Source organism: Streptomyces sp. NBC_00289, assembly GCF_041435115.1.
GTDB lineage: Bacteria > Actinomycetota > Actinomycetes > Streptomycetales > Streptomycetaceae > Streptomyces.
In genome coordinates this window covers 6,710,130-6,733,928 of the sequence record NZ_CP108046.1, presented here as the reverse complement: position 1 = coordinate 6,733,928, position 23,799 = coordinate 6,710,130, and the positions used below count along the sequence as shown (strand labels likewise).

Here is a 23,799-nt window from a genome sequence, read left to right as displayed (position 1 = left end):
CCGCGGCTCGCGCGATGCGCGGTGCCGCCGTCCGGGGCGCGGGCGCCGCACGGGAGCTCTCTAGTGTCCTGTCTCGCCGGTTCCGTACGCCGAATGCGGACGGCCTGGCGAAAGTCTTGTGGTCGGTGCGCTGCCCGACCCAGGTGGCTCCCGAGTACCAGGGCGGCGCTACGACATCCGTCCCTACGCGGAACCTTCCTTACGCCGGCGCTTTCGCGGCGGCAGTTACGACGACCGTGGATTGCTCGGTCGGCGCTGCCTCGCGGTCGGGCGCGAGCGGGTCGGTCACCGCACCGGTCTCTTCATCGAACAGCCCCTGCGCCAGCCTGGTCACCCCTGCGGGGACCGGCGGCGCCAGGTCGGCCACGGCGCGAAGACCGGACAGGACGTCGTCGGGTCGAACGGCAGGCGTCACGTGCCGAACAACCAGCCGCAGTATCGCACAGGGCTGGTCCGTCGGCCTATCAGCCTGTGCGTCACGCGTTTCCAGGTGCGCGACGGCGGGGCGGGCGTCGAAGGTGCGCATGCCGTTCTTGGCCATGCGCTGGACCTCGACGCTGTCGGCCGCGTTGAACGCGGCGACCGCGCGCTCGGCGTCGGCCGGGTCCACTCCGACCAGCCGCAACTCCCACACGGAAGCCGTGAGCCGGTCGGCGAGACCCGAGGTCCGGGCCTCGACCGCCTCGATGACGTCGAGCCCGGCGGGCAGCGACTCGTCGAGGAGGATCCGGAGCTGTTCCGGGTCGCGCGCGGCGGTGAGCGCGATCTCCAGGTACTCCGCCTCACTGCCCGTGCCGGTGGGTGCGGCATTGGCGTACGACACCTTCGGGTGTGGCGTGAACCCCGCCGAGTACGCCATGGGCACCTCGGCACGGCGCAACGCACGCTCGAAGGCGCGCTGGAAGTCACGGTGGCTGGTGAACCGGAGGCGGCCGCGCTTGGTGTAGCGCAGTCGGATGCGCTGCACCGCGGGTGCGGGCGGCGGGCCTTCGGGCTGTCGCTTGCCCAGTGTCGTTCAGTCCTTCGTGAGAGCGGTCGTACTTCTTCCTAGAGTACGTGTCTCCGGCGCGGGAGGTTCCCGCCGGTCCACCGCCTCCGGGGGCCGTGGTGCCCCGAGGAGCAGCCGCCGGAAGTCGGCCCGGGCCTGCCGGGCTGACTCGCGGGCGGTGGTGAGCACCTGTCGGGTGGCCCGCCCCACGGCGCGCGCGACCTGGCCGGCGGGCCGCAGTACGAGGTCACGGACGGCATGCCCGACGGGTGTGAGGACCGTTCGGTACACCCACCGCACCGGCTCCACGAAGATCCACCGGAAGAGGGTGGCGAGGAAGCGGCCGACGGCGAGCGAGAGGTGCCCGGCGATCCGCCAGGCGTGTCCGAGCGCCTCGCCGACCTCCCGCCCGACGACGAGCAGTACACGCCCGGCGGGAGCGAGAACCCACCGCCACAGGGCGACCGCCGGCAGCACGACAACGATCCGGGTGACCCAGTACAGGGCGAGACCGACACCGGTCACAACCCCGCGCACCACCCACGCGACCGCCCGTCCGACTGGCACGAGGACCCACTGCCACAAGGCGACCGCCGGCAGCACGACAACGATCCGGGTGACCCAGTACAGGGCGAGACCGACACCGGTCACAACCCCGCGCACCACCCACGCGACCGCCCGTCCGAAGGGCGCGAGGATCCACGCGTACACCCAGCCGGCAGGCACCACGAGGAGATACCTCGCGAGCCACGCCACGGCCGTGTACACCCCGCCGCCGAGCGCGACGAGCCCGGCCCCGATCTGCCCGAGCGCCCAGAGCAGGGCGTGCCCGACCGGGGTGAGCACGCGCGCGTACACCTGGGCGAGGCCGTGTCCGAGGGGGGTCAGCACAAAGCGGTAGAGCGCGACCACGGGCAGGACCAGGAGAACATGGCCGAGCACGACGAGCGCCCTGCCCAGTGGGACGACGGCGTACCGCCACAGGGCCACCAGGGGCCACACGAACACCGCCCGCCCGGCCCACACCAGTGCGCGCCCCAACGGCCGTAGCACCACGTCGTTCAGCACCCGCCCCACGACGACGAGCAGGTCCCACGCCATCCGCACCGGTACCACCAGCACGAGCACGACGATCCGCACGGGCAGGCGGATCGCGACGGCGAGGCACCCCTCGGGGTCCTGCGTGCGCGGCGGCGGCTTCTCAGGGTCCATACCGGCGTAGACGCCGGAACCGCCCGTCCGGATGCATGGCACGAGCCCCCCGCCTCGATCGGCCGGGGGGCTCGTCACGTCGACGGGGGTGCCGCGAGGTGTCAGTGCGTGTGTCCGCTTCCCGCGGGCTGCTTCACCGAGAGCGGCAGGAGCTTCTTGCCCGTCGGGCCGATCTGGATGCTCGTGTCCATGGCCGGGCACACACCGCAGTCGAAGCACGGCGTCCAGCGGCAGTCCTCGACCTCGGTCTCGTCGAGGGAGTCCTGCCAGTCCTCCCAGAGCCAGTCCTTGTCGAGGCCGGAGTCGAGGTGGTCCCACGGGAGGACCTCCTCGTAGGTGCGCTCACGCGTGGTGTACCAGTCGACGTCGACGCCGAACGGGACCAGCGCCTTGTCCGCGCAGCTCATCCAGCGGTCGTAGGAGAAGTGCTCGCGCCAGCCGTCGAAGCGGCCGCCGTCCTCGTAGACGGCACGGATGACCGCGCCGATGCGGCGGTCGCCGCGGGAGAGGAGGCCCTCGACGATGCCGGGCTTGCCGTCGTGGTAGCGGAAGCCGATGGAACGGCCGTACTTCTTGTCGCCGCGGATCTTGTCGCGGAGCTTGGTGAGCCGGGCGTCCGTCTCCTCCGCCGAGAGCTGCGGTGCCCACTGGAACGGCGTGTGGGGCTTGGGGACGAAGCCGCCGATCGACACCGTGCAGCGGATGTCGTTCTGGCCGGAGGCCTTGCGGCCCTCGGCGATCACGTTCATCGCCATGTCGGCGATCTGCAGGACGTCCTCGTCGGTCTCCGTCGGCAGGCCGCACATGAAGTACAGCTTGACCTGGCGCCAGCCGTTGCCGTAGGCGGTGGAGACGGTCCGGATCAGGTCCTCTTCGGAGACCATCTTGTTGATGACCTTGCGCATGCGCTCGCTGCCGCCCTCGGGGGCGAAGGTCAGTCCGGACCGGCGGCCGTTGCGCGTCAGCTCGTTCGCGAGGTCCACGTTGAAGGCGTCCACGCGGGTCGACGGGAGGGACAGACCGATCTTGTCCTCCTCGTAGCGGTCCGCGAGTCCCTTGGCGACCTCGCCGATCTCGCTGTGGTCCGCGGACGACAGCGACAGCAGGCCGACCTCCTCGAAGCCGGTCGCCTTCAGGCCCTTCTCGACCATGTCGCCGATGCCCGTGATGGAGCGCTCGCGGACCGGGCGCGTGATCATGCCGGCCTGGCAGAAGCGGCAGCCGCGCGTGCAGCCGCGGAAGATCTCCACCGACATGCGCTCGTGCACCGTCTCCGCGAGGGGGACGAGGGGCTGCTTGGGGTAGGGCCACTCGTCGAGGTCCATCACCGTGTGCTTGGACACCCGCCACGGGACGCCCGACTTGTTGGGGACCACACGGGCGATACGGCCGTCCGCGAGGTACTCGACGTCGTAGAACGCCGGGACGTAGACCGAGCCGGTCTTCGCGAGGCGGAAGAGGACCTCCTCGCGGCCGCCCGGGCGGCCCTCCGCCTTCCAGTCCCGGATGATCTTCGTCACGTCGAGGACGGCCTGCTCGCCGTCGCCGATGATCGCCGCGTCGATGAAGTCCGCGATCGGCTCGGGGTTGAAGGCCGCGTGACCGCCTGCCAGCACGATCGGGTCGTCGAGCGTACGGTCCCTGGACTCCAGCGGGATGCCCGCCAGGTCCAGCGCCGTCAGCATGTTCGTGTAGCCGAGCTCGGTCGAGAAGGACAGCCCGAACACGTCGAAGGCCTTCACCGGGCGGTGGCTGTCCACGGTGAACTGGGGGACGTGGTGCTCCCGCATCAGCGCTTCCAGGTCCGGCCACACGCTGTAGGTGCGCTCGGCGAGGACGCCCCGCTGCTCGTTCAGCACCTCGTAGAGAATCATGACGCCCTGGTTGGGCAGCCCGACCTCGTACGCGTCGGGGTACATGAGCGCCCAGCGGACGTCGGAGGACTCCCACGGCTTGACCGTGGAGTTGAGCTCCCCGCCGACGTACTGGATCGGCTTCTGCACGTGCGGGAGCAGAGCTTCGAGCTGCGGGAAAACCGACGCAGCGACTTCGGCAGGCATCTCGCGAACCTTCGTGAGCTGGACTGAACGGACAGGGGTGACCATCCAGACTAACGCGAACGCGACGGCTCCCCGGACCGTCAGACGTCCGTCGTGCCCGTGATGGCCTGCCACGCCCCGGGCAGCGCGGCCTCCACGGCGGCCGCACGGCCCTCCTCCCGTCCGTACAGCACTCCGTAGGTGAAGGAGCTCTCGCCCGCCGCGTGCGCGACCGCGGAGATCTCGCGCAGGGTCTGGCGGACCATGACGCTGTCCTGGTGGTCACCGAGCAGGCCCTGCAGCGACTTCATGGACCTGGCCAGGGCCTTGGCCGGGTCGCCGAGGGCGAGCACGGCCGCCTCCGCCGCGTACCGGGTGCGCTTGGCCTGCTTGCGGGCCTCGTGCACGGCGACGTCCCGGTCCTGTCCGGGAGACAGTTCGATCGCCTCGGTGACGAGCCCGGAGAGCCTGCCGAAGTCCTTCCGTACGGCCTTGGCGATCACCTTGTCGGGCTTCCCCGCGGCCGCCTTCAGCAGCGGCGGCTCGTTGATCAGAGCGTCCAGCGCGTCGAGCAGGGCCACGTAGCGCTCGGAGTCCAGCACGCCGATCAGCCGCCGGCGCGAACCGCCGCGACTGGCGTTCGCCCAGGTGAGCAGGCGGGAGCCGACGGGGCCCGAGACCAGCGTGGGGGGCACCTCGGCGAGGGCCGCGGTCAGCCGCTCGGTCAGCACCTCCCGGTCCCGGTCCACGCCCAGCTCACCGGCCAGCCACTTCAGTTCCGCGCCGATGGGATCGGTGGCCGCGCGGTCGAGGACCTTCCCGTACGAGCGCAGGGCGCTGCGCGTCCGGCGGGTGGCGACCCGCATCCGGTGCACGGAGTCGTCCTCGTCCTGGCGGACGGCCGGGTCGAGTGCGACGACGGCGTCCCGCTGCGCGCGGACGTACGCGAGAACGTGGTCGCCGGCCGTCACGGGCTCCGCCGCCGACCGCTGCGGCAGACGCCGCTTCCTGCCGCGCGGAGCGGTCTCCGCGAGCGCCCGCGCCAGTTTGGAGGCCGACTTCGACGGCTGTACGCCCGCCTTGCGCAGTCGCTTCTCCACCGTGTCGAGGAAGACCGGGTCGCCGTCGTCGGCGAGTTCCACCTCGATCTCGGTCCACTGGGCGCTGCCGCCGCCCCCGGTGAGCCGCTCGGCGCGCACGGAGTCCACGCTCACCTCGGCGAGCAGCCGGCCGTCCGCGTCCAGGAGATCGCGCACGTCCCGGTCGGAACGCAGCCGGACCACGGGTACGAGTTCGGCCTCGCGCACCCGGGAGCGGACGAGGCCGGCGAGTTCAGGGGGGACGCTGTCGGAGAGCGGCGCCCGGATCTCGTCCCGTACGCCCGGAGCGACGGGGAACTTCAGATGCCAGCCGGCGTCGGACCCGCCGGTGCGGCGGCGCAGCGTGATCGAGGCCGCGGCCAGGCGTTCGTCGGTGGTGTCGTGGTAGACGGCGTCCAGTTGCGCGACACCCTTGTCGACGACGGCCGCGACCCCGGCGACGCCGGTCAGATCGGGCAGTCCGCTGTCGTCGGACTCGTACTTCCGCTCGATCTCACGCTTGGTGTCCGCCATGACCCGAATCTAGTGGTCGGGGGGCGGTTAGGGCAGAGGGCCGCCTTCGGGCGGGTGCGCCGGGCCGGCCGTGGCGCCCGGCCGGCCCGGCGGCGGCTAGTGCCGCAACAGGCAACGTTCGCCCCGTCGCGACGCCCGGCACGCCCTCTCGCCGCACCGGCCGAAAGCCCAAGTACGTCCAGTACGAGGACTTCCGGCCGGCACACCGAGAGCACGCACCGGACGCCGCTCCTTGACGGGCAAACGTTGCCTGCCGCGGCACTAGGCGGACATCGGCCGTTGCACCCTGATCGACTGCAGCAGCCCCACCGCCACCCACACCGCGAACATCGAGGATCCGCCGTACGACACGAACGGCAGCGGCAGGCCGGTGACCGGCATGATGCCGAGCGTCATGCCGACGTTCTCGAAGGTCTGGAAGGCGAGCCAGGCCACGATCCCGGCCGCGACGATCGTGCCGTACAGCTCGGTCGAGTCGCGGGCGATGCGGCAGGCACGCCACAGGACGACGCCCAGCAGCAGGATGATCAGGCCCGCGCCGGCGAAGCCCAGCTCCTCCCCCGCGACCGTGAAGACGAAGTCGGTCTGCTGCTCCGGCACGAACTGCCCGGTGGTCTGCGAGCCGTGGAAGAGGCCCGCGCCCGTCAGGCCACCCGAACCGATCGCGATGCGGGCCTGGTTGGTGTTGTAGCCGACGCCGGCCGGGTCGAGGCTGGGGTTGGCGAAGGCGGCGAAGCGGGCGATCTGGTACTCGTCCAGGATGTGCAGCTGCCAGACGGCGATCGCGCCGGTGGCGCCCGCGGCGATCAGGCCGAACACCCAGCGGTTGGAGGCGCCGGAGGCGAGCAGCACGCCCAGCACGATGATCACCATCACCATGACCGACCCGAGGTCGGGCATGAGCAGCACGACCATCATCGGTACGGCGGCCAGACCGAGGGCCTGCAACACCGTGCGGTGGTCGGGGTAGGGCTTGTCGCCGGCGTCGACGCGGGCCGCCAGCAGCATCGCCATGCCGAGGATGATCGTGATCTTCACGAACTCCGAGGGCTGCAGCGAGAAGCCGCCGCCGAGCACGATCCACGAGTGCGCGCCGTTGACCGTCGAGCCGAGCGGGGTGAGCACCATCAGGAGCAGGAACACCGAGGCGCCGTACAGGAGCGGCACGGCCGTGCGCAGGGTGCGGTGGCCGAGCCAGACCGTGCCGAGCATCAGGGCGAACCCGATGCCGGTGTTCATGAGGTGCCGGATCAGGAAGTAGTACGGGTCGCCCTGGTTGATCTCGGTGCGGTTGCGGGTGGCCGAGAAGACGAGCACCGAACCGATCAGCGACAGTGCCAGCCCCGCCAGCAGTATCGGCCAGTCCAGCCGGCGCGTGAGCGAGTCGCGGGCGAAGACCCGGGTCCAGCCCGCGCGTTCGGGCCCGTACCCGGAGACGGAGAAACTGTTCGCGCCCGTCATGTGAGCATCCTCCGGCTTCCTCTCGCCCGCCGTCGCCGGCGCGTGTCACGGTTGGTCGCCGTGGCCGTCGCCGTGGTGGCTCCGGGCAGCTGCTCGTCCTGTTCGGCCGGGCCCTCCTGGCTGGCCCGCTGCTCCTTGGCCGGGTCCTTGGCGACCTTCGGGGACTTGATGGTGCCGTCCGTCCGGACCTTCGGCAGGCCCTTCTGCGGGGTGGGCAGCAGGGCGTTCTTCTTGTTGATCGCGCCGTCGGCGGACACGCCGTACAGGGCGTTGTAGATGTGCCGCACGGCCTCACCGGAGGCGCCCGAACCGGTACCGGCCTGGGCGATCGTCATGACGATCGTGTAGTCCTTGCTGTACGTGGCGAGCCAGGACGTCGTCTGCTTGCCGTAGACCTCGGCGGTACCGGTCTTGGCGTGCAGCGGGATCTCGTCCTGCGGCCAGCCGCCGAACTTCCAGGCGGCGGTACCGCGGGTGACCACGCCCTCGAGGGCGGCGTCCATGCCCTTGATCGTCGCCTGGTTCACCGGCAGCCTGCCCTGGGCCTTGGGCTTGATCTCCTTGACCGACTTGCCGTCGGCGCTGACGATCGCCTTGCCGATGGTCGGGGTGTACATGGTGCCGCCGTTGGCGAGCGCCCCGTAGATCACGGCCTCCTGGATCGGCGTGACGAGGGTGTCGCCCTGGCCGATGGAGTAGTTGATCGAGTCGCCCTCGCGCATCTTGTTGCCTTCGAGGCAGTTCTCGTACGCGATCTTCTCGACGTAACTGCCGTCCTTCTTGCCGGTCTTGCACCAGCCGTCCTTGTTGGCCTTCCAGTAGCTCTCCTTCCACTGGCGGTCGGGGACGCGGCCGGTGACCTCGTTGGGCAGGTCGACGCCGGTCTCCTTGCCGAGGCCGAACTGGTGGGCCGCCTTGTAGAAGTAGTCCTTCGGCTCACCCTTCTTTGGGTTGATGCCGCCGTCCCTCTTCCACTCCCGGTCGGCGAGGCCGTAGAAGACGGTGTCGCAGGAGACCTCCAGGGCGCGGCCCAGGGAGATCGGGCCGAAGCTCTCGCCCTCGAAGTTCTTGAAGACCTGCCCGCCGACGGAGTAGGAGCTGGTGCACGGGTAGCCGCCGTCCCACTCGTAGCCGGCCTCGACCGCGGCGGCCGTGGAGACCACCTTGAAGGTCGAACCGGGCGCGGACTGACCCTGTATGGCCCGGTTGAGCAGCGGGTAGTCGGAGTTCTTGCCGGTGAGCTGCCGGTAGTCCTTGGCGGAGATGCCGCCGACCCAGACGTTCGGGTCGTACGTCGGGGCGGACGCCATGGCGACGACGCGGCCGGTCTTGGCCTCCATGACGACCACGGCGCCCGAGTCGGCCTTGTAGTTCTCGCCGGTGATCTTGTCGAACTGCTGACGGGCGATCTTCATCGCGTCGTTCAGCTCGAACTCGGCGACCCGCTGGACACGCGAGTCGATGCTGGTGACGAGGGCGGAGCCGGGCTCGGCGGCGTCGGCCTCGGCCTCTCCGATGACCCGGCCGAGGTTGTCGACCTCGTACCGGGTGACGCCCGCCTTGCCGCGCAGCATCTTGTCGTACTGGCGTTCCAGGCCCGACCGGCCGACCTGGTCGGAGCGCAGGTAGGGCGAGTCGGTGTCCTGGGCCTTGGTGATCTCGTCGTCGGTGACGGGCGAGAGGTAGCCGAGGACCTGCGAGGTGTTGGCCCCGCCGGGGCTCGGGTAGCGGCGCACGGCCTCCGGCTCGGCGGTGATGCCGGGGAAGTCCTCGGAGCGCTCGCGGATCTGCAGCGCCTGCTTGGGGGTGGCCTCGTCGGTGATCGGGATCGGCTGGTACGGCGAGCCGTTCCAGCAGGGCTGCGGCGTCTTCGCGTCGCACAGCCGCACCTTCTGCATGACGTCCTCGGGGGCCATCCCGAGGACGCCGGCCAGCTTGGTGAGGACCGCCTTGCCGTCGTCGCGCATCTTCAGCAGGTCGGTGCGGGAGGCGGAGACGACCAGCCGGGTCTCGTTGTCGGCGATCGCCACGCCGCGCGCGTCCAGGATCGAACCGCGCACGGCGGGCTCGACGACCTGCTGGACGTGGTTGCCGGACGCCTCCTTGGCGTACTCGGCGCCCTCCCGGATCTGCAGGTACCACAGGCGGCCGCCGAGGGTGCCCAGCAGGGAGAGGACGAGGATCTGGATGACGACGAGCCGGATCTGGACACGTGGGGTCCGACCGGTCTCCGGGATGTTGGTCATGGGCGCGGCCCATTCCGCGGAAGGGTGGTGGTGGGCGACGGGTGGGCGTTGGTCACTGCGGCCGCCTTCCCCTCTCAGAGCGTGTGCGGGCAGAGCGTGTGCGAGCCGTACGCACGCGAGCGGTGCGCATGCGAGCTGTGCTGCGTGTACGAGTCGTATACGACGGACCTGTGAGACCGGGGCCGGCCAACTCGCGTGACGTCACAGCCGCTTGACCCCCTTGATGCGTCCGGCGCGGGCGGTGCGGGCGCGGGCGGCCTTGACCCTCAGTCCGTTGCGCTGGCCGCCGATTCTCAGGCCCGTGCCGGCGGACAGCCAGCCGGAGGAGATGTCGGTCGCCTTGGCACCGGAGTTGCCCTCGGCGAGCGGGTCGTTGTCGGCACGCCGGGCCAGTGCCATGATCCCGGGGACGACGAACGGGGCGAGCAGCAGGTCGTACAGGGCGGCGGAGAACAGCAGGCCGGGCAGGCCCACATGGCGGGCGGCGGTGTCGCCGACGAGGGCGCCGACCCCGGCGTACAGCAGGGTGGAGCCGATGGCCGCGGCGACCACCACGAGCATGGGTCCGGTGGCGGACTTGAGCCGGCCGTTCTCCGGCTTGGCGAGCCCGGCGAGGTAGCCGATCACGCAGAGCACGAGGGCGTAGCGGCCGGCGGCGTGGTCGGCGGGCGGGGCGAGGTCGGCGAGCAGACCGGCGCCGAACCCGACGAGGGCGCCGCCGACATGGCCGTAGACCATGGCGAGGCCGAGGACGGTGAGCAGCAGCAGGTCGGGGACGGCACCGGGCAGGTGGAGGCGGGCGAGGACGCTCACCTGGAGCACCAGGGCGACGACGATCAGGGCCGAGGACAGCAGGATCCGGTTGACGCGCATGGGCTACAGCTCCTACTGCTCTTGCTGGATCTGGCCGTCGACCGGCTGTCCGGACGGGGTGACGGTCACCGTCACGGTCGGCGTGGGCGTCGGTTTGGGCTTCTTCGGGAGCACCGTGTCGCGCGGGTCCTTCTTCGGGGCCTCGACGACGACTCCGACGACGTCGAGCTTGGTGAAGCCCACGTACGGCGTGACGTAGAGGGTGCGGGTGAGGCCGCCGCCGGAGGGGTCGACGCGGGAGACGAAGCCGACCGGGACGCCGGGCACGAAGGGCTTGTCGGCCTGCGAGCCGAAGGTGACGAGCCGGTCGCCCTTCTTCACCTCGGCCTTTCCGTTGAGGAGTTCGACGCGCAGCGGACGGTCGCCCTGACCGGAGGCGAAGCCGAGTTCGTCGGTGGACTCCATGCGGGTGCCGACGGTGAAGTCGGGGTCGTTGGCGAGGAGCACGGTGGCGGTGTTCGGGCCGACGGTCGTCACGCGTCCGACCAGGCCGTCCCCGTTGAGGACGGTCATGTCGCGCTTGAGTCCGTCGTTGGCGCCGGCGTCGATGGTGATGGTCCAGGAGAAGCCCTGGGCCGCTCCTATCGCGATGACCTCGGCGCCCTTGATGCCGTACTGGCCCTGGCCCGCGATCTTCAGCATTCTGTCGAGCTGGGTGAGGCGGCTGCGGTTGCGGTCGTCGCTGCCGAGCTTCGCCTTGAGAGCCGCGTTGTCCTTCTCCAGCGCGGCGAGCCGGTCGTGCCGCTCGCCGGAGTCACGGATCGCGGAGACGGCGTTGCCGACCGGGGCGACGGCGCCCGACACGCCGTTCTCGATCGGGCCGAAAACCGTGGCCGCGGCCTGGCGGGCACCGTCGACCGGTGAGTCCTCCCCACCGCGGATGTCGACCGTGATCAGCGCGAATGCGACGGCGATCAGCAGCACCAGGAGCAGCCGGCTCTCTCGTGTGTCCCTCACGTGCGGCGGCCGTGCCCTTCCTCGTCGTAATGCGGGAATTCGTGTGTGACGCCACGGGAAACCCGGGCGCTATAGGGGAGCTTATGCATCTATGTCAACGATCCGCCGTACGAGAGGAGATCATCTCGTACGGCGGAATCGAAGCGTTACGTCATCTGCGCGGCTGGGCGTCCAGCACCTGCTGGAGCGCCTCGAACTCCTCGACGCACTTGCCGGAGCCGAGCGCCACGCTGTCCAGCGGGTCCTCGGCGATGTGGATCGGCATGCCGGTCTCGCGGCGCAGCCGCTCGTCGAGCCCGCGCAGCAGCGCTCCGCCGCCGGTCAGCACGATGCCCCTGTCCATGATGTCGCCGGACAGCTCCGGCGGGCACTTGTCGAGGGTCGTCTTGACGGCGTCCACGATGGCGTTGACGGGCTCCTCGATCGCCTTGCGCACTTCGGCGGCCGAGATCACGACGGTCTTGGGCAGCCCGGAGACGAGGTCCCGGCCGCGGATTTCGGTGTGTTCGTCGTTGTCGAGGTCGTACGCCGAACCGATCGTGATCTTGATCTGTTCGGCAGTCCGCTCACCGAGGAGGAGCGAGTACTCCTTCTTGATGTGCTGGATGATCGAGCTGTCCAGTTCGTCACCCGCGACGCGGATGGACTGGGCGGTGACGATGCCGCCGAGCGAGATGACCGCGACCTCCGTGGTGCCGCCGCCGATGTCCACCACCATGTTGCCCGTGGCCTCGTGGACCGGCAGGCCGGAACCGATGGCCGCCGCCATGGGCTCCTCGATGATGTGCACCTGGCGGGCGCCGGCCTGGGACGACGCCTCGATCACGGCACGGCGCTCGACGCCCGTGATGCCCGAGGGCACACAGACGACGACCCGCGGACGGGCCAGGTAGCGGCGCTTGTGGATCTTCAGAATGAAGTAGCGGAGCATGCGCTCGGTGATCTCGAAGTCGGCGATGACACCGTCCTTCAGCGGGCGTACGGCAACGATGTTGCCCGGCGTCCGCCCGATCATCTTCTTGGCTTCCGAGCCGACCGCGAGGATGCCACCGGTGTTGGTGTTGATCGCGACGACGGACGGCTCGTTGAGTACGATCCCGCGACCCCTGACGTACACCAGCGTGTTGGCGGTCCCGAGGTCGACAGCCATGTCACGGCCGATGAACGACATTGAGTTCCCCATCAGGATTCGACTGGCCTTCCCATGAGCTTTTGAGGGCTTTTCAGGTCGGCGAGGTGGGTGCTGTGACGTGCAGGCTTCCATCGTAGACGCGCCTGCCCGAACACTGCGCGAGGGTCTTCGCCATTGTCAGCAGATCATGCGCCGCCCCGCTTGTGGAGACGGCCCATAGGGGGCATGCGTTCCCCCGATCGGCACGCATATGCCACGGGACGGCCGAAAATGCGCGGCCGTCCCAGGTCAGGGGGGCGAGGGACCTGACGGTCCCTCGGAAAAATTGGTCCGACCGGCTCAACCGCGGCCGGGGAAGAAGAGCTTCACCTCGCGCTGGGCCGACTCCTCGGAGTCGGAGGCGTGGATCAGGTTCTCCCGGACGATCACACCGTAGTCGCCGCGGATGGAGCCGGGGGCGGCGGCGATCGGGTCGGTCGGACCGGCCAGCTGCCGCACACCGTCGATGACCCGCTCGCCCTCGACGATCAGCGCAACGACCGGACCGGAGGCCATGAACTCCACCAGCGGCTCGTAGAAGGGCTTGCCCTTGTGCTCGCCGTAGTGCTGCTCCAGCGTGTCCTGGTCCAGCGTGCGCAGCTCCAGCGCGGTGATCGCCCAGCCGGCCTTGCGCTCGATGCGGCTGATGATCTCGCCGGTCAGGCCACGACGGACGGCGTCGGGCTTGAGCAGGACGAGGGTGCGCTGGCTCACGACGAGCTCCTTCAGGTCAGAGATTGTGCGGGAGGACGAGGCTACAGGGCGTGTCGGGACGTCCGTTACGCAGCGTCAGGTGTAGAGGCGGCGGCCTGGGCCGCGAACCTCGCCTTCGCCTCGTCGATCTTCCGTCCGTAGTGGACCGACGCCCACCACAGGGCCGCGAAGGCCACACCCAGCACGAACATGGTCGGGACGACGAGGCCGGAGGCGACCAGGGCGATCTGGAGGGCCCAGCCGAGGGCGACTCCCCCGGGGCGGGTGACCATGCCGCACAGCGCCACGCACAGGAACATGGCGATACCGCTGACCGTCCACACCGTCGCCGTGGACAGGCCGGGGTCCTTCATCGCGACGAGGCCGGCGAAGCCGATGATGAAGACCTCACCGATCAGGGTCGAAGCACAGAGCGTACGCACGGGGTCAGCCCCTCCCCAGCAGCAGTCGGGCCTCACCGACGGTGATGACGGAGCCGGTGACGAGCACACCGCCGCCGGCGAACTCGCCCTCCTCCTCGGCCAGCGTGATCGCGGCCTCCAGCGCGTCGGGCAGTCGCGGCTCGACCTGTACGCGCTCCTCGCCGAACACCTCGACGGCGATCCCGGCCAGCTCGTCCGCGTCCATCGCGCGGTGACTGGAGTTCTGGGTGACGACGATCTCCGCGAAGATCGGCTCGAAGGCCTCCAGGAGCCCCCGGACGTTCTTGTCGCCGCTGGCCCCGACCACACCGATCAGCCGGCTGAAATCGAAGGCCTCCCCGACGGCCTCGGCGGTGGCACGGGCACCCGCCGGGTTGTGGGCCGCGTCCAGGACGACGGTCGGCGAGCGCCGTACGACCTCCAGCCGGCCCGGCGAGGTCACGGCCGCGAAGGCCTTGCGGACCGTGTCGACGTCGAGCGGCTCGGGCCGCTGGGAGCCGACGCCGAAGAACGCCTCGACGGCGGCCAGCGCGACGGCCGCGTTGTGCGCCTGGTAGGGGCCGTGCAGCGGCAGGTACACGTCGGTGTACTCACCGCCGAGCCCGCGCAGGGTCAGCAACTGCCCGCCCACGGCGACCTGCCGCGCCACGACTCCGAACTCCAGACCCTCACGGGCCACGGTGGCGTCGACCTCCACCGCCTTCTTCAGCAGCACCTGCGCCGCGTCCACCGGCTGCTGGGCCAGGATGACGGTCGCGCCCTGCTTGACGATCCCGGCCTTCTCCACGGCGATCTCGCCGGGCGTCTCACCGAGCCGGTCGGTGTGGTCGAGGTCGATCGGGGTGACGACGGCGACGTCCGCGTCGATGACGTTGGTGGCGTCCCAGCTGCCGCCCATGCCGACCTCGACGACGGCGACGTCGACGGGCGCGTCGGCGAAGGCCGCGTACGCCATCCCGGTCAGCACCTCGAAGAAGGAGAGCCGGAACTCCTGCATGCCGTCGACCATCTCGACGTACGGCTTGATGTCCTCGTACGTCTCGATGAACCGCTCGGCGGAGATGGGCTCCCCGTCGAGACTGATCCGCTCGGTGACCGACTGCACGTGCGGCGAGGTGTAGCGCCCGGTGCGCAGGTCGAAGGCGCCGAGCAGGGTCTCGATCATGCGGGCCGTGGAGGTCTTGCCGTTCGTCCCCGTGATGTGGATCGAGGGGTACGACCGCTGCGGATCGCCCAGCACGTCCACCAGCGCGGCGATGCGGGCGACGGACGGCTCCAGCTTCGTCTCGCCCCACCGCGTCGCCAGCTCCGCCTCGACCGCGCGCAGGGCCTTGTCGACCTCGGGGTCCGCCGGACGCGTGGGTACGTCGGTCCGGGACAGGCCGCCCCGGGTGCGCAGGGTCCGGCTGCCGGCCTCGATGACCGCGAGATCGGGGTCGCGGTCGGTCTCCTCGGCGATGATCTCGTCGAAGGAATCCAGGGGATCGGGCAGGTCGTGGTCACCGTTCGGGGGGAGCTCGCTCACGGGGCCAGTCTACGGAGCTGTGCCGCACCCCGGGGGCCAGCCCCCGGACCCCCGCTCCTCAAACGCCGGAGGGGCTGATCATCAGCCCGTCCGGCGTTTGAGGACGAGGCCCGTTCAGGGCCGAAGCGGGGGTCTGGGGGCGGCAGCCCCCAGCACGGCCAGCGGGGCCAGAGCCCCGCTAGACCTGCGGCAACCGCTCCAGCTGCGCGGCGATCCGCACGATGTCCGCCTCCGCCTTGGCGAGCCGGCTCCGGATCCCGTCGACCACCTTGTCCGGCGCCTTGGCGAGGAACGCCTCGTTGCCGAGCTTCCCGTTCGCCTGCGCCTTCTCCTTCTCCGCGGCGGCGAGATCCTTGGCCAGCCGCTTCCGCTCGGCGCCGATGTCGATCGTCCCGGACAGGTCGAGCGCCACCGTCGCCCCCGCGACCGGCAGCGTCGCCGTGGCCGAGAACTCCTCGCCCTCCGGCTGGAGCCGCAGCAGCTGACGGATGGCCGCCTCGTGCGGGGCGAGCGCGGTGCCGCCGAGCTCCAGGCGGGCGGGCACCCGCTGACCGGGCTGCAGGCCCTGGTCGGCGCGGAAGCGGCGGACCTCGGTGATGACGGACTGGAGGCTCTCGATCTCCCGCTCGGCGGCGGTGTCCCGGAAGCCGCTGTCCGCCGGCCACTCGGCGATGACGACGGACTCGCCACCGGTCAGCGTGGTCCAGAGGGTCTCCGTGACGAAGGGGACGACCGGGTGCAGCAGCCTGAGGGTCACGTCGAGGACCTCGCCGAGGACCCGCTTGCTGACCTCGGCCGGCCCGCCGCCCGCCTGGAACGTCGTCTTGGACAGCTCGACGTACCAGTCGAAGACCTCGTCCCAGGCGAAGTGGAACAGCGCGTCGGAGAGCTTCGCGAACTGGAAGTCCTCGTAGAGCGCGTCGACCTCGGCGACGACGGAGTTGAGGCGGGACAGGATCCAGCGGTCGGTCGCCGACATCTCCGACGCGTCCGGCAGCGGGCCCTCGACCGTCGCGCCGTTCATCAGCGCGAAGCGCGTGGCATTCCAGATCTTGTTGGCGAAGTTGCGGGAGCCCTGGACCCAGTCCTCGCCGATGGGCACGTCGACACCGGGGTTGGCGCCGCGGGCGAGGGTGAACCGGAGCGCGTCGGAGCCGTACTTGTCCATCCAGTCCAGCGGGTTGACCGCGTTGCCGAAGGACTTCGACATCTTCTTGCCGAACTGGTCGCGGACCATGCCGTGCAGGGCGATGGTGTGGAACGGCGGGGTGCCGTCCATCGCGTACAGGCCGAACATCATCATCCGGGCGACCCAGAAGAAGAGGATGTCGTAGCCGGTGACCAGGACGGAGTTCGGGTAGAACTTCGCGAGGCTCTCGGTCTGTTCGGGCCAGCCGAGGGTGGAGAAGGGCCACAGGCCGGAGGAGAACCAGGTGTCGAGGACGTCGGTGTCCTGACGCCAGCCCGCACCGCTCGGCGGCTCCTCGTCGGGGCCGACGCAGACGGTCTCGCCCTCGGGGCCGTACCAGACCGGGATCCGGTGCCCCCACCACAACTGCCGCGAGATGCACCAGTCGTGGAGGTTGTCGACCCAGTCGAAGTACCGCTTCTCCATCTCCTGCGGGTGGATCTTGACGCGTCCGTCGCGGACGGCGTCCCCCGCGGCCTTCGCCAGCGGGCCGACCTTGACCCACCACTGCATGGACAGCCGCGGCTCGATGGTGGTCTTGCAGCGCGAGCAGTGGCCGACCGAGTGGACGTAGGGCCGCTTCTCGGCGACGATCCGGCCCTCTGCGCGCAGCGCGGCGACGATGGCGGAGCGGGCCTCGAGCCGGTCCAGGCCCTGGAAGGGGCCGTGGGCGGTGATGACGGCGTGCTCGTCCATCACGGCGATGGCGGGCAGGTCGTGGCGCCGGCCGATCTCGAAGTCGTTCGGATCGTGGGCCGGGGTGACCTTGACGGCGCCGGTGCCGAACTCCGGGTCGACGTGCTCGTCGGCGACGACCGGGATGGAACGGTCGGTCAGCGGCAGCTTGATGAGCTTGCCGACCAGGTGCTTGTACCGCTCGTCCCCGGGGTGCACGGCGACGGCCGTGTCACCGAGCATGGTCTCGGCGCGGGTGGTGGCGACGACGATGGTCTCGTCGCCCTCGCCGTACTTCATCGAGACGAGCTCGCCGTCGTCGTCCTGGTACTCCACCTCGATGTCCGAGATGGCGGTCAGGCAGCGCGGACACCAGTTGATGATGCGCTCGGCGCGGTAGATCAGCTCGTCGTCGTAGAGCCGCTTGAAGATGGTCTGGACGGCCTGGGACAGCCCCTCGTCCATGGTGAAGCGCTCACGCGACCACGCGACACCGTCGCCGAGGCGCCGCATCTGCCCGGAGATCTGGCCGCCCGACTCGGCCTTCCACTGCCAGACGCGCTCGACGAACGCCTCACGGCCCAGGTCGTGCCGGGACTTGCCCTCCTTGCCGAGCTCCCGCTCGACGACGTTCTGCGTGGCGATGCCGGCGTGGTCCATGCCGGGCTGCCACAGCGTTTCGTAACCCTGCATGCGCTTGCGGCGGGTGAGGGCGTCGATGAGGGTGTGCTCGAAGGCGTGCCCGAGGTGCAGGCTGCCGGTGACGTTCGGCGGCGGGATGACGACGGTGTACGGGGGCTTCTCGCTCTTCGCGTCCGCCTCGAAGTAACCCCGCTCCACCCAGCGCTCGTACAGCGGCCCCTCTACCTCGGCCGGCGCGTACTGGGTCGGCAGTTCGGTCTCGGGCGCTGATGGCTGCTGCTGAGCGTTCTCGGTCACGGGCTCAGTTTAGGGGTGTCACGGGGCAGTCCCGAAACGCGATTCTTGTGTAACGGTGCGGCCCCCGCCGCGTTGTGCGTCGCGCCCCTGCGCCAGGATGTCAGGAACACATAAGTATCTGGAGGGGAACCCAGGAATGAGTCACAACCAGCCGGGCCCGTACGGCGGGCAGCCCCAGCAGCCCGGACCGTACGGTCAGCCGGGGCCTTACGGCCAGCAGCCGCCGCAGGCCCCCCAGCCCGGCTACGGGTACCCGCAGCAGGCCCCTGCGCCCGGCCAGCCGGGCTACGGCTACCCCCAGCAGCAGGGCGTCCCGCCGCAGACACCGGCGTACGGCCAGCCGCCCGCCTACGGCCAGCAGCCCGCACAGCCCTACGGCCAGCAGCCGTACGGCGCCCCGCAGCCGCCCGCTCCGGGCGGCGGCAAGAAGAAGACGGGCCTGATCATCGGCGCGGTGGCGGTGGTGGCCGCGATCGCGGTGGGCGCGGCACTCATGCTGGGCGGGGGGAGCGCCGGCGGCTCGGGCGTCTCCGACGACGGGGCGCACAAGCTGGCCGCGCCGGCGACGATCCTCGACGGGGCGTACAAGAAGTCGGACGACAACTCGGCTGACGGACTGAGCGACAAGGACCTGAAGGACACCGAGTCGTGGGGGGTCGACAACCCCAAGGACGTCAGCGCCGGCTACACGTCGGGGTCGGGCCTGACGGCGAAGAACCTCGGGTTCGCGGGCGTGTACGGCACCATCGACGATCCGGAGAAGGTCGTCGACGCGATGTTCGCGCAGATGCAGAAGGACGCCAAGAGCGAGTCGTCCTCCGACGGCAAGCTCGTCGGCAGCCCGCAGGAGGTCACCCCCGCCGGGTTCTCGAACGGCATCATGAAGTGCCAGAACATCGAGAGCAGCGAGTCCGGCAAGACCACGAGGATGCCGTTCTGCATCTGGGGGGACCACAGCACCCTGGCGTACGTGCTGTCGTTCGACATCGCCAGCCTCAGCGCGGGCAAGAGCACCTCGATCGCCGACGCGGCGGCGCTGACCGCCAAGGTCCGCAACGACGTGCGCGTCAAGGCCTGACGCCGGCAACGAGGAAGGGGCCCCGGTCGGTCGACCGGGGCCCCTTCCTCGTGCGTGTGCCGCCTAGGCGGTCTTCTGCTCGCCCGGACCCCGCCCGTTGCGCGCGTCGCGCGGGATCAGTGTCGGGTTCACGTTGGAGTGGACGACGTCCGCCGTGATGACGACGCGGGCCACGTCCTTGCGGGAGGGGACCTCGTACATCACCGACATGAGGACTTCCTCCATGATGGCGCGCAGGCCGCGCGCGCCGGTCTGGCGGAGGATGGCCTGGTCGGCGATGGCCTCCAGGGCCTCGCGCTCGAAGTCCAGCTCCACACCGTCGAGTTCGAACAGACGCTGGTACTGCTTCATCAGCGCGTTGCGCGGCTCGACGAGGATCTGGAGCAGGGCCTCGCGGTCCAGGTTGTGGACCGAGGTGATCACGGGGAGCCGGCCGATGAACTCGGGGATCATGCCGAACTTGACCAGGTCCTCGGGCATGATGTCCTCGAACTGGTCCTTGGCCTCGAGCTCCCGCTTGGAGCGGATCGTCGCTCCGAAGCCGATGCCCTTGGCGCCGGCCCGCGACTCGATGATCTTCTCCAGACCGGAGAAGGCACCGCCCACGATGAACAGCACGTTCGTCGTGTCGATCTGGATGAACTCCTGGTGCGGGTGCTTGCGACCGCCCTGCGGCGGCACCGAGGCCGTGGTGCCCTCCAGGATCTTCAGCAGCGCCTGCTGCACACCCTCGCCGCTCACGTCACGCGTGATCGAGGGGTTCTCGCTCTTCCGGGCGACCTTGTCGATCTCATCGATGTAGATGATCCCGGTCTCGGCCTTCTTGACGTCGTAGTCCGCCGCCTGGATCAGCTTGAGCAGGATGTTCTCGACGTCCTCGCCGACGTATCCCGCCTCCGTGAGCGCGGTCGCGTCGGCGATGGCGAACGGGACGTTGAGCATGCGCGCCAGTGTCTGGGCGAGGAGTGTCTTGCCGGAGCCCGTGGGACCCAGCAGGAGGATGTTGGACTTCGCCAACTCGATGGCGTCGTCGCGGCCCTGGGCGCCGCCGTTCTCGCCGGCCTGCACCCGCTTGTAGTGGTTGTACACCGCGACCGAGAGCGCCTTCTTGGCCGCCTCCTGGCCCACGACGTACCCCTCGAGGAACTCGTAGATCTCACGGGGCTTGGGGAGTTCCTCCCAGCGGACCTCGCTCGTCTCCGCGAGTTCTTCCTCGATGATCTCGTTGCAGAGATCGATGCACTCGTCGCAGATGTAGACACCGGGCCCTGCGATGAGCTTCTTGACCTGCTTCTGGCTCTTGCCACAGAACGAGCACTTGAGCAGATCGCCGCCGTCACCGATGCGTGCCACGGTGTGCTTCCCCTTCGCCTGGGAGACGCCTGGGTACAGCGGCTCCTGGTGCTGCCTTATGTCCGACGGTACCTTGCCGGGCCCCCCGTTCGGGCCCCCCTTGGCGCGGTTCACTTTGACGTGCAGCGTGTCAAACCCGGCCAAGGGGCGGCAGACGATACATGCTCCCGTGTTACTTCACGGCGGCGTTGTTCATCTTCCGGGTGGAGATGATCTGGTCGATCAGGCCGTACGACAGCGCTTCCTCGGCCGTGAGGATCTTGTCGCGCTCGATGTCCTCGCGGATCTTCTCGATCGGCGTGGTGGAGTGCTCGGCCAGCATGTCCTCGAGCTGCGCGCGCATCCGGAGGATCTCGTTGGCGGCGATCTCCAGGTCGGAGACCTGACCGCGGCCGGTCTCGCTGTAGGGCTGGTGGATCAGCACCCGGGCGTTCGGCAGCGCCATGCGCTTGCCGGGCGTACCGGCGGCCAGCAGGATCGCGGCGGCGGAGGCCGCCTGGCCCATGCAGACCGTCTGGATGTCCGGCTTCACGAACTGCATCGTGTCGTAGATCGCGGTGAGCGCGGTGAACGAGCCGCCGGGGCTGTTGATGTAGACCGAGATGTCCCGGTCGGGGTCCATCGACTCCAGGCACAGCAGCTGCGCCATGACGTCGTTGGCGGAGGCGTCGTCGATCTGGACGCCGAGGAAGATCACCCGCTCCTCGAAGAGCTTCGCGTACGGGTCGTACTCGCGGACGCCCTGCGAGGTGCGTTCGACGAAGCGCGGGATGACGTAACGGGACTCCGCCGAGGGGCCCGTGTACTCGGCGCGTGAGCGGTCGTACAGGCCGCTGCCGGGGAAGTCGTTCACTGTCTTGTCTCCTAGGGGCTGAGGCGGTCGGCTGGGGGCTGTGCGGGGGTCTTCCGTCCCCCTGCTGGGGCTCAGGCCCCGGTGCCGCCGCCGCCCGGCATGTTGGCGGCCCGCGTGATGACGTCGTCGATGAGGCCGTACTCCTTGGCCTCCTCGGGGTCGAACCAGCGGTCGCGGTCGGAGTCGCGGGTGACCTGCTCGAACGTCTGACCGGTGTGCTCGGCCGTGAGCTCCGCCATGCGCTTCTTGGTGTGCAGCAGTCGCTCGGCGTGGATCTTGATGTCGGAGGCCGAGCCCGCCAGGCCCGCGGAGGGCTGGTGGATCAGGATCTCGGCGTTCGGCAGCGCGAAGCGCTTGCCGGGCGTACCCGCGCTGAGCAGGAACTGCCCCATCGAGGCGGCGAGGCCCATGGCGATGGTCACCACGTCGTTCTTGATGAACTGCATGGTGTCGTAGATCGCCATGCCGGCCGTGATCGAGCCGCCCGGGCTGTTGATGTAGAGGTTGATGTCCTTGTCGGGGTCCGCAGCGGCAAGGAGCAGCAGCTGTGCGGTGATCTTGTTCGCGATGTCGTCGTCGACCGCCTGGCCGAGGAAGATGATCCGCTCGTTGAGCAGCCGGTTGTAGACCTGGTCGCCGAGGCCACCACCGATGGAGGGGTCGCCGGCGGCGGAGGGCATCAGATTCGTCACGTATCCACCTGCTCGTCTACTGACGGCGCCGGGCCGTCTCACGTGTACTGCCGGGGGCTCGGGGACTCCCCTGCCCTCGTATTCATGGACCCTAACGCGCAGGTCCCTCCGGTGAATCCCGCAGAGGTAACTGTTCGCTGTCAGCGCATGCGCTCCGCTGTCGGGCGGGGGCTCGGCCGGGCCCCGTCAGGGGCGCGGGAAACGGTGCGTCCGCCCCCGCCGTACGCGGCCGCGTACGGAGCCGGTGGCGCGTCGGTGAACGTGGCTCGCGGCGGGTCGCTCGCGCGCTTCCGCGCGCCCCTCAAAGCCCGACGGGCCCCCGGGGGCGGTACACGTCCCGGGGGCCCGTCGCAGCGTTCAGCGGGGCGGTCAGGCCTCGGTGCTCTTCTCGTCGGACTCGGCCGGGGCGGCGTCCTCGGAAGCGGCCTCGACGGCCTCGACCGTCTCCGCCGTCTCGTCCTCGTCGTCGTCCAGGTCGATGACCTCGCCGTTGGTGTCCTTGACCGTGGCGGCCTCGACCACGACGGCCAGGGCCTTGCCGCGGGCGACCTCGCCGACCAGGAGCGGAACCTGGCCGCCCTCGACGACCGCCTGGGCGAACTGGTCGGGGGACATGCCGGAGGAGGCCGCGCGCCGCATGAGGTGCTCGGTGAGCTCCTCCTGGTTGACGTTCAGCTTCTCCTTGTTGACGAGCTCGTCCAGCACGAACTGCGTCTTGATGCCCTTGACCGCGGCCTCACGCGTCTCGGTCTCGAACTCCTCCTCCGTCTTGCCCTGGATCTCCAGGTACTTCGGGAGGTCGAGGCCCATCTGACCGAGCTGGTGGTGCTCGAGGTTGTGCTTACGGGTGTTGATCTCTTCCTCGAGCAGCTTCTCGGGGACCGGGACCTCGACCAGCTCGAGCAGCTTCTCCAGGACGCGCTCCTGGGCCTGCGTGGCCTGGTCGTACTGCTTCATGTTCTCCAGGCGCTTGCGGCTGTCGGCCCTGAGCTCCTCGAGGGTGTCGAACTCGGAGGCGAGCTGCGCGAACTCGTCGTCCAGCTCGGGGAGTTCACGGGCGGCGACCTGGGTGACCTTGACGGTGACCTCGGCCTCCTTGCCGGCCGCCGAGCCGCCCTTGAGCTCGGAGGTGAAGGTGGTCTCGCCACCGGCCTCCACGCCCGTCACGGCCTCGTCGATGCCTTCGAGCAGCTCGCCGGAGCCGATGGTGTAGGAAACACCGCTGGCGATGCCGTCCTCGAGGACCTCGCCGTCGACCTTGGCCTCCAGGTCGATGGTGACGACGTCGCCGTCCTGCGCGGCGCGCTCGACCGGGGAGGTCGAGGCGAAGCGCTCACGGAGCTGCTCGACCGACTTCTCGATGTCCTCGTCGCTGACCTCGACGGCGTCGACCTCGACCTCGATGCCGGAGTAGTCCGGGATCTCGATGGCCGGCCGGATGTCGACCTCGGCGGTGAAGTTCAGCGTCTCGCCGTCCTTCAGCTCCGTGATGTCGACCTCGGGCTGGCCCAGGACGTTGAGCTCGGCTCCGTTGACGGCCTCGGTGTAGAACTTCGGAAGCGCGTCGTTGACCGCCTCCTCCAGGACCGCACCGCGGCCGAACCGCTGGTCGATGACGCGCGCCGGGATCTTGCCCTTCCGGAAGCCCTTCACCGTGACCTGCTGGTTGATCTTCTTGTACGCCGCGTCGAGGCTGTCCTTGAGCTCCTCGAAGGGCACCTCGACAGTGAGCCGAACCCGAGTCGGGTTCAGGGTCTCCACGGCGCTCTTCACGGTTCGGTCTCCTTGTGGCTGACATC

18 protein-coding genes are annotated in these 23,799 nt (G+C 69.8%); 1 reads left to right on the top strand and 17 read right to left on the bottom strand.

The window, feature by feature from the left end:
- Window positions 1-199 precede the first annotated feature (199 nt).
- The 13 genes from OG985_RS30525 to OG985_RS30465 form a co-directional block, all read right to left on the bottom strand.
- Complete coding sequence (locus OG985_RS30525) at window positions 200-967, bottom strand: TIGR03936 family radical SAM-associated protein (RefSeq protein WP_371671561.1); 768 nt, start codon at window positions 965-967, stop codon at window positions 200-202.
- A 48-nt stretch (window positions 968-1,015) separates the two neighbouring features.
- Window positions 1,016-2,200 carry a hypothetical protein gene (locus OG985_RS30520; RefSeq protein ID WP_371671560.1) on the bottom strand — a complete coding sequence of 395 codons (1,185 nt, stop codon included), beginning with the start codon at window positions 2,198-2,200 and terminating at the stop codon, window positions 1,016-1,018.
- A 101-nt stretch (window positions 2,201-2,301) separates the two neighbouring features.
- The gene (locus OG985_RS30515) at window positions 2,302-4,260 is read right to left on the bottom strand and encodes a TIGR03960 family B12-binding radical SAM protein (protein WP_371671559.1); all 1,959 of its coding nucleotides are present in this window, start codon (window positions 4,258-4,260) and stop codon (window positions 2,302-2,304) included.
- Between the two features lie 80 nt (window positions 4,261-4,340).
- The gene (locus tag OG985_RS30510; protein ID WP_371671558.1) at window positions 4,341-5,852 is read right to left on the bottom strand and encodes a CHAD domain-containing protein; all 1,512 of its coding nucleotides are present in this window, start codon (window positions 5,850-5,852) and stop codon (window positions 4,341-4,343) included.
- Between the two features lie 261 nt (window positions 5,853-6,113).
- Entirely contained in the window at window positions 6,114-7,313 is a 1,200-nt protein-coding gene (rodA, locus tag OG985_RS30505) for a rod shape-determining protein RodA (protein WP_371671557.1), read from the bottom strand.
- The gene (gene mrdA / locus OG985_RS30500) at window positions 7,310-9,559 is read right to left on the bottom strand and encodes a penicillin-binding protein 2 (protein ID WP_371671556.1); all 2,250 of its coding nucleotides are present in this window, start codon (window positions 9,557-9,559) and stop codon (window positions 7,310-7,312) included. Before mrdA ends, rodA begins: the two co-directional genes overlap by 4 nt.
- Before the next feature lie 201 nt (window positions 9,560-9,760).
- Complete coding sequence (gene mreD, locus OG985_RS30495) at window positions 9,761-10,432, bottom strand: rod shape-determining protein MreD (protein ID WP_371671555.1); 672 nt, start codon at window positions 10,430-10,432, stop codon at window positions 9,761-9,763.
- Between the two features lie 12 nt (window positions 10,433-10,444).
- Complete coding sequence (gene mreC / locus OG985_RS30490) at window positions 10,445-11,389, bottom strand: rod shape-determining protein MreC (RefSeq protein WP_371671554.1); 945 nt, start codon at window positions 11,387-11,389, stop codon at window positions 10,445-10,447.
- A 151-nt stretch (window positions 11,390-11,540) separates the two neighbouring features.
- Window positions 11,541-12,560: a rod shape-determining protein gene (locus OG985_RS30485; RefSeq protein ID WP_053741250.1), complete on the bottom strand. Its 1,020-nt coding sequence runs from the start codon at window positions 12,558-12,560 to the stop codon at window positions 11,541-11,543.
- A gap of 300 nt (window positions 12,561-12,860) precedes the next feature.
- On the bottom strand, window positions 12,861-13,274 hold the full coding sequence (gene ndk, locus OG985_RS30480) for a nucleoside-diphosphate kinase (protein ID WP_371671553.1): 414 nt from the start codon (window positions 13,272-13,274) through the stop codon (window positions 12,861-12,863).
- 65 nt (window positions 13,275-13,339) lie between these two features.
- Window positions 13,340-13,696: a DUF4233 domain-containing protein gene (locus OG985_RS30475; RefSeq protein ID WP_371671552.1), complete on the bottom strand. Its 357-nt coding sequence runs from the start codon at window positions 13,694-13,696 to the stop codon at window positions 13,340-13,342.
- Window positions 13,697-13,700: 4 nt separating this feature from the next.
- Window positions 13,701-15,221 (bottom strand): folylpolyglutamate synthase/dihydrofolate synthase family protein, encoded by a 1,521-nt coding sequence (locus OG985_RS30470; protein ID WP_371671551.1) that lies wholly within the window; start codon window positions 15,219-15,221, stop codon window positions 13,701-13,703.
- Between the two features lie 178 nt (window positions 15,222-15,399).
- Complete coding sequence (locus OG985_RS30465) at window positions 15,400-18,024, bottom strand: valine--tRNA ligase (RefSeq protein ID WP_371671550.1); 2,625 nt, start codon at window positions 18,022-18,024, stop codon at window positions 15,400-15,402.
- Window positions 18,025-18,160: 136 nt separating this feature from the next.
- On the opposite strand from OG985_RS30465, the gene OG985_RS30460 reads away from it, so the two are divergent.
- Window positions 18,161-19,102, top strand: a complete 942-nt coding sequence (locus OG985_RS30460; RefSeq protein ID WP_371671549.1) for a hypothetical protein — start codon at window positions 18,161-18,163, stop codon at window positions 19,100-19,102.
- Between the two features lie 63 nt (window positions 19,103-19,165).
- Here the strand turns inward: OG985_RS30460 and clpX are convergent, their stop codons facing one another.
- The 4 genes from clpX to tig all read right to left on the bottom strand — a co-directional run bounded on the left by clpX (window position 19,166) and on the right by tig (window position 23,773).
- Window positions 19,166-20,455, bottom strand: a complete 1,290-nt coding sequence (gene clpX / locus OG985_RS30455) for an ATP-dependent Clp protease ATP-binding subunit ClpX (RefSeq protein ID WP_371671548.1) — start codon at window positions 20,453-20,455, stop codon at window positions 19,166-19,168.
- A gap of 172 nt (window positions 20,456-20,627) precedes the next feature.
- Window positions 20,628-21,308 carry an ATP-dependent Clp protease proteolytic subunit gene (locus OG985_RS30450; RefSeq protein WP_371671547.1) on the bottom strand — a complete coding sequence of 227 codons (681 nt, stop codon included), beginning with the start codon at window positions 21,306-21,308 and terminating at the stop codon, window positions 20,628-20,630.
- A gap of 71 nt (window positions 21,309-21,379) precedes the next feature.
- Window positions 21,380-22,000 carry an ATP-dependent Clp protease proteolytic subunit gene (locus OG985_RS30445; RefSeq protein WP_371671546.1) on the bottom strand — a complete coding sequence of 207 codons (621 nt, stop codon included), beginning with the start codon at window positions 21,998-22,000 and terminating at the stop codon, window positions 21,380-21,382.
- Between the two features lie 369 nt (window positions 22,001-22,369).
- Window positions 22,370-23,773 (bottom strand): trigger factor, encoded by a 1,404-nt coding sequence (gene tig, locus OG985_RS30440; RefSeq protein WP_371671545.1) that lies wholly within the window; start codon window positions 23,771-23,773, stop codon window positions 22,370-22,372.
- Between the last annotated feature and the right edge of the window lie 26 nt (window positions 23,774-23,799).

What these genes read in the sequence shown, in the direction of transcription:
- OG985_RS30520 (WP_371671560.1), bottom strand. Translation starts at nt 2,200, where the DNA reads ATGGACCCTGAGAAGCCGCCGCCGCGCACGCAGGACCCCGAGGGGTGC.
- OG985_RS30515 (WP_371671559.1), bottom strand. Translation starts at nt 4,260, where the DNA reads ATGCCTGCCGAAGTCGCTGCGTCGGTTTTCCCGCAGCTCGAAGCTCTG.
- OG985_RS30510 (WP_371671558.1), bottom strand. Translation starts at nt 5,852, where the DNA reads ATGGCGGACACCAAGCGTGAGATCGAGCGGAAGTACGAGTCCGACGAC.
- rodA (WP_371671557.1), bottom strand. Translation starts at nt 7,313, where the DNA reads ATGACGGGCGCGAACAGTTTCTCCGTCTCCGGGTACGGGCCCGAACGC.
- mrdA (WP_371671556.1), bottom strand. Translation starts at nt 9,559, where the DNA reads ATGACCAACATCCCGGAGACCGGTCGGACCCCACGTGTCCAGATCCGG.
- mreD (WP_371671555.1), bottom strand. Translation starts at nt 10,432, where the DNA reads ATGCGCGTCAACCGGATCCTGCTGTCCTCGGCCCTGATCGTCGTCGCC.
- OG985_RS30485 (WP_053741250.1), bottom strand. Translation starts at nt 12,560, where the DNA reads ATGTCGTTCATCGGCCGTGACATGGCTGTCGACCTCGGGACCGCCAAC.
- OG985_RS30460 (WP_371671549.1), top strand. Translation starts at nt 18,161, where the DNA reads ATGAGTCACAACCAGCCGGGCCCGTACGGCGGGCAGCCCCAGCAGCCC.